15 protein-coding genes and 2 pseudogenes are annotated in these 17027 nt (G+C 65.8%); 15 read left to right on the top strand and 2 right to left on the bottom strand.

Annotated features, from left to right (window positions below; genetic code table 11):
- Positions 1 to 148: 148 nt before the first annotated feature.
- From ffh to ACTTAI_RS02790, 11 genes and pseudogenes are all read left to right on the top strand, one after another.
- A complete protein-coding gene (ffh, locus tag ACTTAI_RS02840; RefSeq protein ID WP_444454116.1) occupies positions 149 to 1657 on the top strand; it encodes a signal recognition particle protein in 1509 nt (502 codons plus the stop codon).
- A gap of 1 nt (position 1658) precedes the next feature.
- Positions 1659 to 2195: a GNAT family N-acetyltransferase gene (locus ACTTAI_RS02835; protein WP_444454114.1), complete on the top strand. Its 537-nt coding sequence runs from the start codon at positions 1659 to 1661 to the stop codon at positions 2193 to 2195.
- Positions 2192 to 2488: a chorismate mutase gene (locus tag ACTTAI_RS02830; protein WP_444454112.1), complete on the top strand. Its 297-nt coding sequence runs from the start codon at positions 2192 to 2194 to the stop codon at positions 2486 to 2488. The genes ACTTAI_RS02835 and ACTTAI_RS02830 overlap by 4 nt, the downstream gene beginning before the upstream one ends.
- Before the next feature lie 44 nt (positions 2489 to 2532).
- A complete protein-coding gene (gene rpsP, locus ACTTAI_RS02825; RefSeq protein ID WP_055211875.1) occupies positions 2533 to 2883 on the top strand; it encodes a 30S ribosomal protein S16 in 351 nt (116 codons plus the stop codon).
- Positions 2884 to 2958: 75 nt separating this feature from the next.
- The gene (gene rimM / locus ACTTAI_RS02820; protein WP_444454110.1) at positions 2959 to 3468 is read left to right on the top strand and encodes a ribosome maturation factor RimM; all 510 of its coding nucleotides are present in this window, start codon (positions 2959 to 2961) and stop codon (positions 3466 to 3468) included.
- Positions 3468 to 4271, top strand: coding sequence for a hypothetical protein (locus ACTTAI_RS02815; RefSeq protein ID WP_444454108.1), 804 nt, complete (start codon positions 3468 to 3470; stop codon positions 4269 to 4271). Before rimM ends, ACTTAI_RS02815 begins: the two co-directional genes overlap by 1 nt.
- Positions 4268 to 5162, top strand: a pseudogene (gene trmD, locus ACTTAI_RS02810) (tRNA (guanosine(37)-N1)-methyltransferase TrmD). Before ACTTAI_RS02815 ends, trmD begins: the two are co-directional and overlap by 4 nt.
- 143 nt (positions 5163 to 5305) lie before the next feature.
- Positions 5306 to 5812 carry a ClbS/DfsB family four-helix bundle protein gene (locus ACTTAI_RS02805; RefSeq protein WP_444454107.1) on the top strand — a complete coding sequence of 169 codons (507 nt, stop codon included), beginning with the start codon at positions 5306 to 5308 and terminating at the stop codon, positions 5810 to 5812.
- Positions 5813 to 6076: 264 nt separating this feature from the next.
- A complete protein-coding gene (gene rplS, locus ACTTAI_RS02800; protein ID WP_110804825.1) occupies positions 6077 to 6451 on the top strand; it encodes a 50S ribosomal protein L19 in 375 nt (124 codons plus the stop codon).
- Positions 6452 to 6462: 11 nt separating this feature from the next.
- Positions 6463 to 6686, top strand: a pseudogene (rpmE, locus tag ACTTAI_RS02795) (50S ribosomal protein L31).
- Between the two features lie 290 nt (positions 6687 to 6976).
- Positions 6977 to 7786, top strand: a complete 810-nt coding sequence (locus tag ACTTAI_RS02790; protein ID WP_444454104.1) for a division plane positioning ATPase MipZ — start codon at positions 6977 to 6979, stop codon at positions 7784 to 7786.
- On the opposite strand, the gene ACTTAI_RS02785 is transcribed toward ACTTAI_RS02790, so the two are convergent.
- A complete protein-coding gene (locus ACTTAI_RS02785) occupies positions 7787 to 7945 on the bottom strand; it encodes a hypothetical protein (RefSeq protein ID WP_444454102.1) in 159 nt (52 codons plus the stop codon).
- A 222-nt stretch (positions 7946 to 8167) separates the two neighbouring features.
- Between ACTTAI_RS02785 and ACTTAI_RS02780 the strand changes: the two genes are divergently transcribed.
- The 3 genes from ACTTAI_RS02780 to ACTTAI_RS02770 all read left to right on the top strand — a co-directional run bounded on the left by ACTTAI_RS02780 (position 8168) and on the right by ACTTAI_RS02770 (position 13269).
- Positions 8168 to 9340 carry an efflux RND transporter periplasmic adaptor subunit gene (locus tag ACTTAI_RS02780; RefSeq protein ID WP_444454100.1) on the top strand — a complete coding sequence of 391 codons (1173 nt, stop codon included), beginning with the start codon at positions 8168 to 8170 and terminating at the stop codon, positions 9338 to 9340.
- Between the two features lies 1 nt (position 9341).
- Positions 9342 to 11297, top strand: coding sequence for a MacB family efflux pump subunit (locus ACTTAI_RS02775; RefSeq protein WP_444454099.1), 1956 nt, complete (start codon positions 9342 to 9344; stop codon positions 11295 to 11297).
- Between the two features lie 145 nt (positions 11298 to 11442).
- A complete protein-coding gene (locus ACTTAI_RS02770) occupies positions 11443 to 13269 on the top strand; it encodes a DUF294 nucleotidyltransferase-like domain-containing protein (RefSeq protein WP_444454097.1) in 1827 nt (608 codons plus the stop codon).
- A gap of 24 nt (positions 13270 to 13293) precedes the next feature.
- Here the strand turns inward: ACTTAI_RS02770 and ACTTAI_RS02765 are convergent, their stop codons facing one another.
- A complete protein-coding gene (locus tag ACTTAI_RS02765; protein ID WP_444454096.1) occupies positions 13294 to 15603 on the bottom strand; it encodes a Tex family protein in 2310 nt (769 codons plus the stop codon).
- 105 nt (positions 15604 to 15708) lie between these two features.
- Here ACTTAI_RS02765 and pepT point away from each other — a divergent pair, with 105 nt between their 5' ends.
- Positions 15709 to 16947: a peptidase T gene (gene pepT / locus ACTTAI_RS02760; protein ID WP_444454094.1), complete on the top strand. Its 1239-nt coding sequence runs from the start codon at positions 15709 to 15711 to the stop codon at positions 16945 to 16947.
- Positions 16948 to 17027: the final 80 nt, after the last annotated feature.

Below are 17027 nucleotides of genomic sequence, written 5' to 3'. Positions count from 1 at the left end.
CTGGGCCTTTTCGCGTAGTGCACCCCAGATTCCCCGGAGGTTCGGTTCCTCCGGTCCTTGCGGGTGCAAGGATCGCCACCAGTCAGCGCGTTGCGCCCACTGGTGCGCTTGTCGTTGATCGGCCGCAATCGCGGCGCAGGAGGGCAACATGTTCGAGTCTCTTTCCGAACGCCTTGGCGGGGTGTTCGAGCGGCTGACGAAACAGGGCGCGCTGACGGCCGAAGACGTCAAGGTGGCGATGCGCGAAGTGCGCACCGCCCTTCTGGAAGCTGACGTGTCGCTGCCCGTGGTGCGGGACTTCGTGAAGAAGGTCGAGGCCAAGGCGACCGGCGCGCAGGTGACGAAATCGATCACCCCCGGTCAGCAGGTCGTCAAGATCGTCCATGACGAGATCGTCGCGATGCTCTCGGGCGAAGAGGCTGCCGATGCGCTGAAGATCGACAACCCGCCCGCGCCGATCCTGATGGTCGGCCTGCAGGGCGGCGGCAAAACCACCACCACCGCGAAACTGGCCCGCCGTCTGAAAGAGCGCGAGAAGAAGCGCGTCCTGATGGCGTCCCTCGACATCTACCGCCCGGCCGCGATGGAGCAGCTGGCGATTCTCGGCACGCAGATCGGCGTCGACACGCTGCCGATCGTTCCGGGCGAAACCGCGGTGCAGATCGCCAAGCGCGCCAAGACTCAGGCCGCGATGGGCGGCTATGACGTCTACCTGCTCGATACCGCCGGTCGTCTGCATATCGACGAAGTGCTGATGGGCGAAGTCCAGCAGGTCCGCGATGCGGTCTCGCCCCGCGAGACTCTTCTGGTCGTCGACGGCCTGACCGGTCAGGTCGCCGTCGAAGTGGCGCAGGAATTCGACGACAAGATCGGCATCACCGGCGTCGTGCTGACCCGGATGGACGGCGATGGCCGCGGCGGTGCGGCGCTTTCGATGCGCGCCACCACCGGCAAGCCGATCCGCTTCGTCGGCCTTGGCGAAAAGATGGACGCGCTCGAAACCTTCGAGGCGTCGCGGATTGCGGGCCGCATCCTTGGCATGGGCGACATCGTTGCCCTGGTCGAGCGCGCGCAGGAAGTCTTCGAGAAGGAACAGGCCGAGCGCATGATGCGCCGGTTCCAGAAGGGCCTGTTCAACCTCAACGACATGAAGTCCCAGCTTGAACAGATGATGAAGATGGGCGGCATGCAGGGCGTGATGGGCATGATGCCCGGCATGGGCAAGATGGCGAAACAGGCCGAAGAGGCCGGGTTCGACGACCGCACCATCCGCCGTCAGATCGCCATGATCAGCTCGATGACGAAAAAGGAACGGGCGCATCCCGAACTGCTGCAAGCCAGCCGCAAGCGTCGCGTGGCCGCGGGCGCGGGCGTCGATGTGGCCGAGCTGAACAAGCTTCTGAAGATGCACCGGCAGATGGCCGACACGATGAAGAAGCTCGGCAACATGAAGGGCGGCATGCTCAAGCAGGCGATGGCCGCGATGCAGGGCAAGTTCGGCGGCCTTCCGGGCAAGGACGAGATGGACCCGGCGAAGATGGAAGAAGCCGCCAAGGCGATGGCCGAGATGAAGGGCCTGCCGGGCGCGCTGCCGGGTCTGGGCGGGCTGAAGCTGCCGCCGGGGCTGGCGGGCCTTGGCATGGGCAAGAAGAAGTAACATGGTCGCCCTGTCCCCCACGCCGGTGATCGAGACCTCTCGTCTGGTGCTGCGCGCGCCGGGCGGGCGGGATTTCGCCGCGTGGCGGAAGTTCTTCCTGTCCGACCGCAGCCGGTTCATCCGCACCGTGGCCGAACCGGACGAGGCGCTGGCCTGGCGAGCCTGGTCCGGTGTGATCGGCCATTGGGTGATGCGCGGCTGGGGCAGCTTCGTCGTCACCACGCATGACAGCGACGCCGCCATCGGCATGACCGGCCCCTGGGCGCCGATCAACTGGCCGGAATATGAAATCGGCTGGACGCTCTGGTCGGATGAGCACGAGGGCAAGGGCCTGATGACCGAGGCGGCGAAAGCCACGCTCGATCACGCCTTCCGCACCCTGAAATGGTCGACCGCGGTCAGCTACATCGATCCCGACAACGCCCGCTCGATCCGGCTCGCCGAACGTCTGGGCGCCGAACTCGACCCCGAGGCCCGCCGCGTCGAAGACAAGCCGGTGCTCGTCTATCGCCACCGTAAACCGGAGGATCTGGCATGAGCGATGCCACCGCCCGCGCCGCCCAATTGCTGAGCGAACATCGCGCCTCGATCGACCGGCTCGATGCGATCCTTGTTTTCACGCTGGCCGAACGCTTCAAGCGCACGCAGGCGGTGGGGAAACTCAAGGCCGAACATGACCTGCCGCCTTCCGATCCGGCGCGCGAGGCCTGGCAGATCGAACGTCTGCAACAACTGGCGAAAGAGGCCGATCTCGACCCCGAATTCGCCCGCAAATTCCTGTCTTTCGTGATCTCGGAAGTGATCCGGCATCACACGTCGTTCCAGAAATGATGGGCCCGCAAGGCCCGCTCACAGCCATCTGAAGGAGAAATAGCATGGCCATGAAAATCCGTCTCGCCCGTGGTGGTTCGAAAAAACGCCCGCACTACGCGATCGTTGCCTCGGACTCGCGCATGCCGCGCGACGGCCGCTTCCTTGAAAAGCTGGGCACCTACAACCCGCTTCTCGCCAAGGACAGCGAAGACCGCGTCAAGATGAACATGGAGCGCGTGCAATACTGGCTCGCTCAAGGCGCGCAGCCGACCGACCGCGTGGCCCGCTTCCTCGAAGCCGCTGGCGCGATGCCGAAAGCCGAGCGCGCCAACATGAAGAAAGCCGAGCCGGGCGCGAAAGCAAAGAAACGCGCTGAAGAAAAGGCTGCCAAAGCCGCCAAAACCGAAGAATAATCTTCGGAGTCCCGGGTTCGGGCTCTCATGCGGGCCGGGCAGCGATGTCCGGCCTGTCGTCGTCTCGGAGGTGTCATGTCGAAAACGGATCGTGTCTGCGTCGGTGCCATCGCCGGGGGCTTTGGCGTCAAGGGCGAGGTGCGGCTGAAAAGCTTCTGCGCCGAACCCACCGACATCGCCGCCTATGGACCGCTTTACTCCGAAGACGGTGCCCGCAGCTTCACCGTCAAGCTGACCCGTCCGGTCACCGGCGGTCTGGGGGCGCGGCTTTCCGGCATCGCCACCAAGGAAGAGGCCGACGCGCTGAAAGGCGCGACGCTCTGGGCCGATCGCGCGCGCCTGCCGCATCTGCCCGATGATGAATTCTACCACGCCGATCTGATCGGCCTGCCGGTCCATGACACCGGCGGGGTGCTGATCGGCACGGTCCGTGCCGTGCTTGATTTCGGCGCGGGCGACATTCTGGAAATCCACGCGCCGGGCCGCAAGACGACGCTGATGCTGCCCTTCACCCGCGCCGTGGTGCCGACCGTCGATCTGACCGCGGGGCGCATCATCGCCGACCCGCCCGAGGACCTCGAGTGATGCAGGTCTTCCTGCATCTGGGGTTTCACAAGACCGGGACCTCCTCGGCGCAGATGTTCCTTCACGAAAACCGCGCGCTGATCTGGCCGCGGGCGGCGCTGGTGCTTCCGGGCCGCATCCGCGCTGTGGAGCAGGCGGTCTTTGCGCATGATTACGACCGCGATGCGACGTCGCTTGCGGCGATCACCGCCGCGATGCGGGCGTTTCTGGGCACGATGACTTTGGGGCCGAATCGGCGGATCCTGATCTCGTCCGAGAACCTGCTCGGCCCGATGCCGCGCGGCGTGACACCCGCCCCCTACCCCGATGCGGCGGCGATCCTGCGTGCGCTGATTGCCGGGTTTGCCCATTTCGACTGGCCGGTGCAAGTGACGCTGTATCTCTCCACCCGCGCGCAGGGCCCTTGGGTCGACAGCCTTTGGGCACATCAGGTCCGCAAGGATCAACCGATCCCCTTCACCGAGGATCTGGAGAGTTTCCGGGCCCGGATGAACCGGGTCTCGCAGGCGGAACAGCTCGACATCATCCGCCGCAATCTGGCGGGGGTGAAGCTGGCGACGCAAGATCTGTCGGGCTTTGACGGCTTGCCTTTTGGCGCCGGGCAGCCGTTTCTCGACTTTCTGGCGCTGACACCCGAGCAGCGCGCGGCGTTTCAGCCGGTCTTTCGCCGCAATGTCTCGCCCCCGCGCGCGGTGACCGAGGCGCTTTGGGCGCTGAACCGTCAGGGCTTGGGCGAGGCAGAGCTGGCGGCGGCGAAACAGGCGCTTCTGGCCGAGGCGATGAGCGAAGAGGACGAGGCATGAGCGACACCGACGACACCCCGCCCCCGCCACGCAAGGGCGCGCTGAAGCTGACGACAGCGGAACTGGTCGAGGCGGAAACGCCAGAGGTCGCGCCGGCGCGCTCGCATGGGCGGCGGGCGGTGGTGACCTCGCTTTCGGGCAAAGTGAAACCCCGCGATCTGATGGCCGAGGTCGAGGCCGTCGCGGGCGTCTGGACGGCGAAAATCGTGACGCTGTTCCCCGAGGCCTTTCCGGGCGTGCTGGGGCTGAGCCTGACCGGCAAGGCGCTGGATGCCGGGCTGTGGCGGCTGGAAACCATCGACCTGCGGCCCTTCGGTCTTGGCAAGCATCGCAATGTCGATGACACACCCGCGGGCGGCGGCGCCGGGATGGTGCTGCGCGCCGATGTGGTGGCGGCGGCGCTGGATCATGCCGCCGCGGGCACGCCCGCCGATCGCGCCGACTGGCCGGTGATCTACATGTCGCCCCGCGGCAAGCCCTTCACGCAAGGCCACGCGCGGCGACTGGCGGCGGCGCAGGGGGTGACGATCCTGTGCGGTCGGTTCGAGGGGGTGGATGAGCGGGTGCTGGAAGCCTATGGCGTCGAAGAAGTCTCGATCGGCGATTTCGTTCTGACCGGCGGCGAGATCGCGGCGCAGGTGGTGATCGACGCCACGGTGCGGCTGCGCGACGGCGTTCTGGGCAATGCGGAAAGCGCCACCGAGGAAAGCCACTCGAACGGGCTTCTGGAGCATCCGCAATACACCCGCCCCGCGGACTGGCAGGGGAAGGGCGATCCCCGAGGTTCTGATGTCGGGCAACCACAAGAAGATTGCCGAATGGCGGCGCGCGCAAAGCGAGGCGCTGACGCGGGAGCGGCGGCCGGATTTGTGGGAGAAGTTCGGCAAGTGATTTCGCCTCGGCTTCGCCGAGGCGACCCGCCGGGGGCTCCGCCCCCGGACCCCCGGGATATTTGAGGCAAGGTGAAGGGGCCCGCCATTGTCCCTCCGGTTTCGGCCGCATAGTCTTGCGCGGTGGCAAGGAGGGGATTTCCGATGGCCGTCCCCGGATCAAAGGCAGAGTTGCTGAGCGCGATTGCGACAAGCTTCGACAAGCTGATGCAGGATTGCGAGCGGGTCGCGCCGGAGCGGGCTCGAGAACTGTCGATGGCGGGCCATGTGGGCGGATCGGTGATGTCTCCGGCAGATCTGGTAAGCTATCTGATCGGCTGGAACGAGCTTGTTCTGAAATGGCTCGACCGGGATGACCGCGGCGAGACGGTCGATTTTCCCGAAACCGGCTTTCAATGGAACCAGCTGGGCGCTTTGGCGCAGAAATTCTACCGCGATCATCACGCGCTGAATTGGCCGGAGCTGCTGGAACGACTCTCCGCGGCGCAGGCCGGACTGATGCGCGCGGTGGCGGCGCGGGCGGAGGACGAGCTTTACGGGCGGCCGTGGTATGGCAAATGGACGAAAGGCCGGATGATCCAGTTCAACTCGGCCTCGCCTTACGTCAATGCGCGCGGGCGGCTGCGCCGCTGGCTGAAGGAGAGGACATGAGCGGCCGCGCCCCACTTCCCCCTTGATCCCTTGGCCGTTTCCCCGTATGCCGCGCGGGTCCGGACCGGAATCGGCTCTCGGACCCTTTTCCTTTGCCTGCGGCGGTCTTCTTCGACCACAGCATCGGGCCGGGACGGGGCTTGAACAGGACGAACGATCCTCCGGCGGGCGCCCCTGGCAACAGGCGCGGACCCGAGCGAAGACCGGAGCTCTCGGGCGGCGACACCTTTGCGGACATAACCGCAAGCAACGAAAGGACATGCGATGAACCTGATCGCACAACTCGAGGCGGAACAGATCGCCGCCCTCGGCAAGACCATCCCCGACTTCAAGGCTGGCGACACCGTGCGCGTCGGCTACAAAGTGACCGAAGGCACCCGCTCGCGCGTGCAGATGTACGAAGGCGTCTGCATCGCCCGCAAGGGCGGCGCCACCATCGCGGCCTCGTTCACCGTGCGCAAGATCTCGTTCGGCGAAGGCGTGGAACGTGTGTTCCCGCTCTACTCGACCAACATCGACAGCATCGAAGTGGTGCGTCGCGGTCGCGTCCGTCGTGCGAAACTCTACTACCTGCGTTCGCGTCGCGGCAAATCGGCTCGTATCGCCGAAGTCACCAACTACAAAGCCAAAGCCGAATAAGGAGCGGGACGATGAAAGCCGATACCCACCCGAATTACCACTTCATCACCATCAAGATGACCGACGGCTCGGAATATCTGACCAAGTCCACCTGGGGCAAGGAAGGCGATACGATGTCGCTCGATATCGATCCGCTGGCGCACCCGGCCTGGACCGGCGGTTCGGCCAAGCTGATGGACACCGGTGGCCGCGTGTCGAAGTTCAAGAACAAATACGCCGCGGCCTCGGCTTCTGAGCCACCGCGTGATCGTTCCGAAAGGGCGCCCTCGGGCGCCCTTTTGCTTTTCGCCAGCATCCCCGCCGGGGCCGTGCCAAGAGCCCCGGTTTTCCTTGGCAAAATACGCGCGGGGGTGCGGGGGGCGCAGCCCCCCGCGGGTCGCCTCGGCGCCAGCCGAGGCGAAACACACCAGCGACCACTCAAACCCTTTGCACCTCCCCCCTTGCACCTGCGCGCTTCCTTCGGTAGCCGGAGCGTCCTATAAATGCGAAGGCCCCCGGGACAGGGCCGCTGAGCGGGGTGTTGACGTGGCGCATATCATCGTTGTCGGCAATGAAAAGGGCGGCTCGGGCAAATCCACCACCTGCATGCATGTGGCGACCGCGCTGGCGCGCATGGGCAAGAAGGTCGGCGCGCTCGATCTGGATCTGCGGCAGCGCTCGTTTGGTCGCTATGTCGAGAATCGCCTGGCCTACATGGCGCGCGAAGGGCTCGATCTGCCCTCGCCCGAATACCGCGAACTGCCCGAGGCCGATGCCGCGACGCTGGCCCCCGGCGAGAACCCCTATGACCACCGGCTGTCCTCGGTCGTGGCCGAACTCGACCCGGTCTGCGATTTCGTGGTGATCGACTGCCCCGGTTCGCATACGCGCCTCAGTCAGGTGGCGCATTCGCTGGCAGACACGCTGATCACACCGCTCAATGACAGCTTCATCGATTTCGACCTGCTGGCGCGGATCGATCCCGAGACCTCCAAGGTCACCGGCCCCTCGATCTATTCGGAAATGGTCTGGTCTGCACGGCAGCTGCGGGCGCGGGCGGGGCTGAAGCCGATCGACTGGCTGGTGCTGCGCAACCGGATGAGCTCGCAGCAGGCGCATAACAAGCGCAAGGTCGGCGAGGCGCTGGAACAGCTCTCGAAGCGCATCGGCTTCCGCGTCGCGCCCGGGTTTTCGGAACGGGTGATCTTCCGCGAGCTCTTCCCGCGCGGCATGACGCTGCTCGATCTGCGCGATCTGGGCGTCGAGAACCTGAACATCTCGAACATCGCCGCCCGGCAGGAGCTGCGCGATCTGGTGCGCGATCTGAACCTGCCCGGCGTGACGGTGGATTTCTGATCAGACCGCGCGGCGGTGGGCAACGAAGCGGAACGGCGACAGCTGCCCGTGCAGGCGGCCGGGGGTGACGCCTTCGGCCAGCATCGACAGGCGGGTCGAAAACACCGTATCTTCGGAAGCGCGCAGTTTCGCGATCAGGGCCAAGAGCTTGCGTGCCATTTTGCTCTCCATTCCGGTTACCCCTCCGGTTTGCTCCCCCATTGCGGCCAAAGCGTGACTCAAGAATGGAGAGAGCGCGGCCCTTCGCGTCAGCTTCATGGCACACGATGCCGTGATCGGGGATAGCGCACCGCTTTCGGGGCGATGACAAACGCCGGAAACCGCTATCTCGTGCGTAAAGAACGCAGGACTGCCGCGATGGCGTCGATTGGACCGGGACCGATGCAAAGGAAAAACCTGATTGCCCTTTCCCTCGTGGTGCTGCTGGCGGCGGCAGGGGGCACAGCCTGGAAGCTTGGCTCGGCCGAGGAACCGCAGGCGCCCTCGACCGCGACGGTGACGCGCGCGGATCTGTCGAAAACGGTTCTGGCCAGTGGCACGATCGAGGCGGCGCAGCTGGTGTCGGTCGGCGCGCAGGTCTCGGGGCAGCTGCAGACGCTGGACGTGGCCTTGGGCGACCGGGTGCAAAAGGGCGATCTGATCGCCAGGATCGACAGCTCCGACCAGCGCGCCGATGTGGCGCGGGCGGAAGCGGCGCTGAAGCAGCTGCAGGCGCAGATCAAGGCCAAGGAGGCCTCGATCCGGGTGGCGGAACTGTCGCTGACCCGGCAGAAGACGCTGAACTCCAAGGCGCTGAGTTCTGACGAGACCCGCGAAACGGCCGAGGCAACGCTGGATGTCGCGCAGGCGGAGCTGGAAGGGCTGAAGGCGCAGCTGGACGAGGCGCAAGTGACGCTGAGCTCGTCCCAGACGGAGCTGGCGCGGACGCAGATTTCGGCGCCGATCTCGGGGACGGTGGTGGCGATCGTCAGCGAGGAAGGCACGACGCTGAACGCCAACACCTCAAGCCCGACGATCGTGAAACTGGCCGAGCTCGACCGGATGGTGGTCAAGGCCGAGATTTCGGAAGCCGATGTGGTGGCGGTGAAACCGGGGCAGACGGCGGAATTCACCCTGAACTCCTCGTTGACGACGCCGTTCAAGGCGCGGCTCAGGGCGCTGGAACCCGCACCTGCCAGCATCGAGACCTCGGACACGATCGATACCGACGAGGCGATCTATTACAACGCGCTTCTGGACGTCGATAACCCAGAAGGCATCCTGCGCATCGGCATGTCGGCCGAAGTGACGATCACGCTTGATGCGCGCAAGAACGTGCTGACGGTGCCGGTGACGACGATCCCGCGCGTCTCGGGCGGCAAGGCCGAGGTGGAGGTCTACGACCCCGCGACCGGGCGCAGCGAGACGCGGCAGATCGGCATCGGCATGATGACCGATACGCTGGCCGAAGTGACCTCGGGTCTGCAGGAAGGCGAAGCGGTGGTGCTGCCCTCGATCTCGGCGGCGAATTCCGACACCAGCAAGCGGCGCGGCCCGCCGATGATGGGGTTCTGAGATGGGCGCGACCGACGCGCCGATCATCCGCCTGCGCGGCATCGGCAAGGATTACGTGATCGGCGACGAGGCAGTGTCCGTCCTCAAGGGCATCGATCTGGATATCTGGCGCGGCGATTATGTCGCCATCGTCGGCGCCTCGGGCTCCGGCAAATCGACGCTGATGAACCTGATCGGCTGCCTCGATCATCCGACGCGCGGCAGCTATTTCTATGATGGACAGGATGTCAGCGGGTTTGACGGCGATGCGCTGGCGAAGCTGCGCCGCGAACATTTCGGCTTCATCTTCCAGCGCTATCAACTGCTTGGCGCGCTTTCGGCAGTGGGCAACGTGGAGATCCCGGCGATCTATGCCGGGACAGATGGCCCGCGACGCGCCACCCGGGCCGAGGCGCTGCTGACCCGGCTCGGCCTTGGCAACCGGCTGAACAATCGCCCCTCGCAGCTGTCGGGCGGGCAACAGCAGCGCGTTTCGGTTGCGCGCGCGCTGATGAACGGCGGCGAGGTGATTCTGGCCGACGAGCCCACCGGCGCGCTCGACAGCGTCTCGGGCACGGAACTGCTGCATCTCTTCGACGATCTGCATGCGCGCGGCCATACGATTGTCGTGATCACCCACGATCCCGACGTGGCCGCCCGCGCCAGCAGGGTCATCCAGATCCGCGACGGTGCGATCCTGTCGGACAGCCGCCCGGGCCCGCCCGACACCCCGGCCGCAGCCCTTGACCGTCCCGAGACCGCCTGCGGCGGCAGCGCCGCGCTGGCCGGGCGCATCGTCGAGGCCGCGCGCATGGCCGTGCGGGCCTTGGCCGCGCATCGGCTGCGCAGCTTTCTGACCATGCTGGGCATCATCATCGGCATCGCCTCGGTCGTGTCCGTGGTGGCGCTTGGCAAGGGAAGCCAGGAAAAGGTGCTGTCGGGCATTTCGGCGCTTGGCACCAACACCATCACCATCCGCCCCGGCACCGGCTTTGGTGACCGCATGGCCAGCCGCATCCGCACGCTGGTCGTGGCCGATGCGGTGGCGCTGGCGGCGCAGCCCTTCACCGCCTCGGTCAGCCCCGAAATCAGCACGCAGAAATCCGCGACGCTCGGCGCCACCACCACCTCTGTCTCGCTGCGCGGGGTTTCGGCAGGCTATTTCGACGTCGGCGGCTTCACCCTGCGCGAAGGCATGCTGATCGATCAGGCGATGATCGACGCCCGCGCGCAGGTGGCCGTACTGGATGCCGAGGCCTACAAGGCCTTCTTCCCGCAGGGCGGCACGGTGCTGGGCAAGACGATCCTGATCGGCAAGGTGCCTTTGCGCATCATCGGCCGGGTCGAGGCGACAAGCTCCGGTTTCGGCCCGACGCAGGTGCGCGTCTTCACCCCCTTCACCACGGCTTCGGTGCGGATCACCGGCTCGAACACGATCAACTCGATCGCGGTGAAAGTGGCTGATACAGTGACCATGGCCGATGCCGAAGGACAGATTTCCGCACTGATCCAGCAGCGCCACGGCAAGAAGGACTTCTTCCTGCAAAACGCCGATACGATCCGCAACACGATCACCCAGACGACGCAGACGATGACGATCCTTGTCGCCGCCATCGCGCTGATTTCGTTGGTGGTTGGTGGCATCGGGGTGATGAACATCATGCTGGTCTCGGTCACCGAACGCACCGCGGAAATCGGCGTGCGGGTGGCCGTGGGCGCAAGGCGATCCGATATCGTGGCGCAATTCCTGATCGAAGCGGTGCTGATCTGCCTTCTGGGCGGGCTTCTGGGCGTCGCGCTGGCACTTGCTGCGGGTTCGGCCTTCAACGCCTTCCAGACCGCGATGACCTTGTCCTTCTCTGCGCCGGTGGCGGCGCTGGCCTTCCTTTGCTCCTCGCTCATTGGTGTCAGCTTTGGCTTCCTGCCCGCCCGCGCGGCGGCACGGCTTGATCCCGTCGAAGCTCTGGCAAGGGACTGAGAAGACGCGACGAATTGGCCCGGCGCCGGAATCGCTCTGGCGCAGGGCGGGATCTTTGCGCAGGATGCGTGACGCTGCGGCAATCACCGCCCTGCCCAAGGATGGCCGCCCCTCATCGGGCCGTCCCAAAGTCAAGGAACGCGTCATGGAAACCGATCGCGAGGCCCATATTGCCTTTCTGGAGACGGTCCACCCCTACGACACCCTGCCCCGCGAGGAGCTTGAAGCCGTCGCCGCTGCCTTTCGCCGGATGGAGTTCCGCCCGGGCTCACTGGTCTATGTCTATCAGACCCCGATCGGCGGGCTCTATCTGGTGAAACAGGGCGCGATGGAGATCACCGATGGCAACGGCGGTCTGGTGTCGCTGCTGGGGCCGCGCAATTCCTTTGGCGAACGCGGTATCCTGCGCGACGGGCTGGCTGCGACGCAGGCGAAAGCCACCGAACAAACCATTTGTCTTGTCTTGCCCACGCCGACCTTCAAACGGCTGATCGAGACCTATCCGGCCTTCGAGCGCTTCTTCAATCGAAAGCGCGGCGAAAAGGTTTCAACCGATATCGCGACGCAGAAGGTGGCCGATCTGATCGCAAGGAAGCCACTCGCCTGCACGCCGGATACGACGGTTCTGACCGCCGCGCGGATGATGCGCGATGCGCATGTGTCCTCGCTCGGCGTCATCGAGCCGGGCGAGAAACTGCTCGGCATCGTCACGCAACGCGATCTGTCAAACAAGATCCTGGCCGAGGCGCAACCGCTCGATCTGCCGGTGGCGCGGGTGATGACGCCCGACCCGGTCAGCCTGCCGCCCACGGCGCTTGGCTCGGACATCCTGCATATCATGCTGGAACGTCGCATCGGCCATCTGCCGATCACCGAAGACGGCCGCTTCGTCGGCATGATCACGCAAACCGACCTGACCCGGTTTCAGGCCGTGTCCTCGGCCATGCTGATCCGCGACGTGGTCTCGGCCGAAACGCTGGCCGAAATGATCGCCGTGACCGAGCGGGTTCCACAGCTGCTGGTGCAGCTCATCGGCAGCCACCACGGTCCCGATGTGGTGACGCGGCTGATCACCGACATTGCCGATGCGGTGACGCGCAGGCTTCTGGTGATGGCGGAACGTAGCCTTGGCCCGCCGCCGGTGCCCTATCTGTGGCTTGCCTGCGGCTCGCAGGGGCGGCAGGAGCAAAGCGGCGTGTCGGATCAGGACAATTGCCTGATCCTTGATGACCGCGCGACGCCCGAGGACATGGAGTATTTCCGTGCCTTGGCGAAGATCGTCTGCGACGGGCTGCATGCCTGCGGCTACGCGCATTGCCCGGGCGAGATGATGGCGACCAATCCGCGCTGGTGTCAGCCGCTGCGGGTCTGGCGCGATTATTTCGCGGGCTGGATTGCACGGCCTGCGACCGAGGCGCAGATGCTGGCCTCGGTCATGTTCGACCTGCGCCCGATCGGCGGCGGCGGCATCGCGATGTTCGAGGATCTGCGCGCCGAAACGCTGGCGATGGCGGCGCAGAATTCGGTCTTTGTCGCGCATATGACGGCCACGGCGCTCAAGCACACGCCGCCGCTCGGGCTCATTCGCAGCTTCGCCACGATCCGCTCGGGCGAGCACAGGAACCACATCGACATGAAGATGAACGGGGTGGTGCCGGTGGTGGATCTGGCGCGTATCTATGCGCTGCAGGGGCGGCTTTTGCCCACGAACACCCGCGCCCGGCTGAAGGCGGCGGAAGAGGTCGGGGTGATCTCGGCCACGGGCGCGCGCGATCTGATCGAAGCCTATGACCTGATCGCGACGATGCGGCTGGAAAATCAGGCCATTCTGATCAAGGCCGGGCGGGCAGCGGACAATTTCCTTGCCCCCTCGGACCTGAGCGATCTGGAACGGTCACACCTGCGCGACGCGTTCGTGGTGGTGCGCACGATGCAATCGGCGACCGGCCACGGCCGCGCCGCGGGAAGCTGAGGGGGCAACTGAGGACGGGGGCCCTCAGCGTTTCTTCATCGCATCAAGCAACGCCGCGCCAAAGCCGCCGGTCGCCTGGCTGGTCTTCGGGCTCGCCGACATCGGCTGTTTGCCCTTCGGCCCCTTCTGCGGCTCGGGTCCACGGGCGGCGCGGTCTTCGCGCGCCGAGGTGCCGCCATCCTTGCGCATCGTCAGTGCGATGCGCTTGCGCGGAACGTCAACCTCGGTCACCCGCACCTTGACCACATCGCCGGCCTTGACGACCTCATGCGGGTCTTTGACGAAACGGTCAGCCAGCTGGCTGATATGCACCAGCCCGTCCTGATGCACGCCGATATCGACAAAGGCGCCAAAGGCCGCGACGTTGGTCACCGTGCCTTCCAACTGCATCCCGGGTTTCAGGTCCTTGATGTCCTCGACACCCTCGGCAAAGGTCGCGGTGACGAAGCTGGGCCGCGGGTCGCGACCGGGCTTTTCCAGCTCCGCCAGAATGTCGCGCACGGTCGGCAGGCCGAATTTCTCGGTCACGAACTCCTGCGGGCGCAGCTTTGCAAGCGCCGCCGTGTCGCCCATCAGCGCGCGAATGTCCCGCCCGCAGGCCTTCACGATGGCGCGGGCCACGTCATAGGCCTCGGGGTGGACCGACGAGGCATCGAGCGGTTCGGTCCCCTCGGTGATGCGCAGAAAGCCCGCGCATTGCTCGAAAGCCCGCGGCCCAAGGCGGCTGACCTTCAGCAGTTCCTTGCGGCTCTTGAAGGCACCATTGGCGTCGCGATGCGCCACGATCGCCTCGGCCAGCCCCGGCCCGAGGCCGGAGATATGGGCGAGCAGCGGCGCCGAGGCGGTGTTCAGATCGACGCCAACGGCGTTCACCGCGTCCTCGACCACGCCTTCCAGCGCCCGGCCCAGCTTCGACTGATCGACGTCATGCTGATATTGCCCGACGCCGATCGACTTCGGCTCGATCTTCACCAGCTCAGCCAGCGGGTCCTGCAGACGACGCGCAATCGAGACCGCGCCGCGCAGCGACACGTCAAGATCGGGGAATTCCTTTGCCGCGAGTTCCGAGGCCGAATAGACCGAGGCCCCGGCCTCGGACACGACAACCTTGGTCGGCGCCTTCACCGAAGCAGGCAGAAGCTTCAGCGTTTCCGCCACCAGCCGCTCGGACTCGCGGCTGGCCGTGCCGTTGCCGATGGCAATCAGATCGACTTTATGCGCCGTGATCAGCCGGATCAGCGTCGCCTGCGTGCCGCGCAGGTCGGATTTCGGCGGGAAGGGATAGACGGTTTCGGTCGCCAGCACCTTGCCCGTCGCATCGACGACCGCGATCTTGCAGCCGGTGCGGATGCCGGGATCCAGCCCCAGCGTCGCCTTGGCGCCCGCGGGCGCGGCCAGAAGCAGATCCTTGAGGTTGCGCGAAAAGACCTTGATCGCCTCGTCCTGCGCGCGGCCGCGCATCTCGGACAGAAGATCGAGCATCATCGACAGGCTCAGCTTCACCCGCCAGGTCCAGCCCGCGACAGAGCGCAGCCAGGTATCCCCGGGGGCCTGCGTTTTCGCCTCAAGCGCCGCCGCCACCATCGCCTCGGCTCGGGCGACGCCGTCTTCGTCGGGGGCAATGTCGAGCGTCAGCACGCCTTCATTCGAGCCGCGCAGCATGGCGAGCGCCCGGTGCGAGGGCACATCCGACCAGCGTTCGCGGTGGTCGAAATAGTCCGAGAATTTCGCGCCCTTCTCGGCCTGACCCTCCACCAGCTTGGCGGTGATGTAAGCCTCGCGCGCCAGAAACTCGCGCAAGGACCCCAGCAGCGCCGCGTTTTCGACAAGCCCTTCGGCGATGATCTCCCGCGCGCCGGTCAGCGCGTCCTTCACCGTCGCGACGGCTTCGGAGAGGTAGCCCTCGGCCAGCTTTTCCGGCACCGCCTTGCGATCGGCCAAGATCGCCTCGACCAGCGGACCAAGGCCGTTTTCGCGCGCGATCATCGCCTTCGTGCGGCGTTTGGGCTTGTAGGGCAGATACAGGTCTTCCAGTTCCGCCTTGGTCTCGGCCCGCGCCAGCGACAGCGCCAGCTCGTCGGTCATCTTGCCCTGTTCGGTGATCGAGGCGACAATCGCCGCCCGCCGCGCCTCGCGTTCGCGCAGATAATCGAGCCGTTCCGCCAGCTTGCGCAGCTGCGTGTCGTCAAGCCCGCCGGTCACTTCCTTGCGGTAGCGCGCGACAAAGGGCACGGTCGCGCCTTCGTCCAGCAGCCCCACCGCGGCGGTGACCTGGGCGGGGGTGGCGGCGATTTCCTCGGCAATGGTGCGGGCAATGCGGGTGGCGGTGTCCATGGGGTCCTCCGTTCGACCGGAAGGGTGATGTAGCCGCGCCGCCGTCACGGGGCAAGTCTTGACACTTCCGCCCGGCCGCGTCCCATTGCACCAAAGGAGTCCGACATGACCGAATTTTGCCCCAGCCTCGAAGAGCGCCTGTGCCGTTACGCCGCCGTCGATACGCAAAGCGACGAGGAAAGCCCGTCGTCCCCCTCGACCGCGATTCAGCTGAACCTGGCCCGGATGCTGGCCGAGGAACTGACCCGGATCGGCGCCGCCGAGGTGACAGTGACCGACTATGGCGCCGTTCTGGCCACGGTGCCCGCGACGGCGGAAGGCCCGGTGATCGGGATGCTCGCCCATATGGACACCGCCCCCGCCTACAATGCGACGGGCGTGAAACCGCGGGTCATTCGCGGCTACAATGGCGGCGAGATCACCTATCCGGATGCGCCCGGTCTGGTGAATTCGCCCGCTGCCAACCCTTATCTGGGCGAAAAGGTCGGGCATGATCTGATCACCGCCTCGGGGCTGACGCTTCTGGGTGCCGATGACAAGGCGGGCGTCGCGATCCTGATGACGATGGCCGAGCATCTGATCGCCAACCCGCAGATCCCGCATGGCAAGCTGCGCATCGCCTTCACCCCCGACGAGGAGATCGGCCGCGGCGTCGATGCCCGACTGCCGAAGGATCTGGGCGCCGATTTCGCCTATACGCTCGATGGCGGCGCGGTGGGCGAGATCGAATATGAAAGCTTCTCCGCCGATGGCGCCAAGGTGAAGGTGAAGGGCGTTTCGACCCACCCGGGCACCGCCAAGGGCAAGATGGTGAACGCGCTGCATCTGGCCGCGAAGATCATCGAGATGCTGCCGCAGGCGACGCAGACGCCCGAGGTGGTCGACGGTCGCGAGGGCTTCTGGCACATCACCAACGTGGCGGGCACCGCGGCCGAGGTGGAATTTTCCATCATCCTGCGGGATTTCGAACTCGACGGCCTTGCCGCCCGCGGGGCGCTTTTGCAGCAGGTCTGCGCCGCTGTCGCCGCCACGGAACTGCGGGCGGAAATCACCTGCACGATCCGCCCGCAGTATCGCAACATGCGCTACTGGCTGGAGAAAGACATGACCCCGGTCGATCTGGCCCGCGAGGCCTGCAAAGCCGAAGGGATCGCACCGCTGTCCGTGCCGATCCGCGGTGGCACCGATGGCTCGCGGCTGACCGAAATGGGTGTGCCCTGCCCCAATATCTTCACCGGCATGCAGGACATTCACGGGCCGCTCGAATGGGTCTCGGTGCAGGACATGGAGAAGGCGACGCAGGTCTGCCTGCGGCTGGTGCAGATGGCGGCCAAGGCGCTGTGACAGCCTGCCGCAGGAAAAATCGAACTTTCCACGCCATGGCCGCGACGAAAGTTGCGGCCATTCGCGTTTCACTCCTGAAC

This window comes from Rhodobacter capsulatus (genome assembly GCF_052363175.1).
Lineage (GTDB): Bacteria > Pseudomonadota > Alphaproteobacteria > Rhodobacterales > Rhodobacteraceae > Rhodobacter > Rhodobacter capsulatus_D.
This window is presented reverse-complemented; position numbering and strand designations above follow the sequence as displayed.

Bases quoted from the DNA above. Each gene is read 5' to 3' on its own strand.
- ffh (WP_444454116.1), top strand. From the start codon at position 149: ATGTTCGAGTCTCTTTCCGAACGCCTTGGCGGGGTGTTCGAGCGGCTG.
- ACTTAI_RS02835 (WP_444454114.1), top strand. From the start codon at position 1,659: ATGGTCGCCCTGTCCCCCACGCCGGTGATCGAGACCTCTCGTCTGGTG.
- ACTTAI_RS02830 (WP_444454112.1), top strand. From the start codon at position 2,192: ATGAGCGATGCCACCGCCCGCGCCGCCCAATTGCTGAGCGAACATCGC.
- rpsP (WP_055211875.1), top strand. From the start codon at position 2,533: ATGGCCATGAAAATCCGTCTCGCCCGTGGTGGTTCGAAAAAACGCCCG.
- rimM (WP_444454110.1), top strand. From the start codon at position 2,959: ATGTCGAAAACGGATCGTGTCTGCGTCGGTGCCATCGCCGGGGGCTTT.
- ACTTAI_RS02815 (WP_444454108.1), top strand. From the start codon at position 3,468: ATGCAGGTCTTCCTGCATCTGGGGTTTCACAAGACCGGGACCTCCTCG.
- ACTTAI_RS02805 (WP_444454107.1), top strand. From the start codon at position 5,306: ATGGCCGTCCCCGGATCAAAGGCAGAGTTGCTGAGCGCGATTGCGACA.
- rplS (WP_110804825.1), top strand. From the start codon at position 6,077: ATGAACCTGATCGCACAACTCGAGGCGGAACAGATCGCCGCCCTCGGC.
- ACTTAI_RS02785 (WP_444454102.1), bottom strand. From the start codon at position 7,945: ATGGCACGCAAGCTCTTGGCCCTGATCGCGAAACTGCGCGCTTCCGAA.
- ACTTAI_RS02780 (WP_444454100.1), top strand. From the start codon at position 8,168: ATGCAAAGGAAAAACCTGATTGCCCTTTCCCTCGTGGTGCTGCTGGCG.
- ACTTAI_RS02775 (WP_444454099.1), top strand. From the start codon at position 9,342: ATGGGCGCGACCGACGCGCCGATCATCCGCCTGCGCGGCATCGGCAAG.
- ACTTAI_RS02770 (WP_444454097.1), top strand. From the start codon at position 11,443: ATGGAAACCGATCGCGAGGCCCATATTGCCTTTCTGGAGACGGTCCAC.
- ACTTAI_RS02765 (WP_444454096.1), bottom strand. From the start codon at position 15,603: ATGGACACCGCCACCCGCATTGCCCGCACCATTGCCGAGGAAATCGCC.
- pepT (WP_444454094.1), top strand. From the start codon at position 15,709: ATGACCGAATTTTGCCCCAGCCTCGAAGAGCGCCTGTGCCGTTACGCC.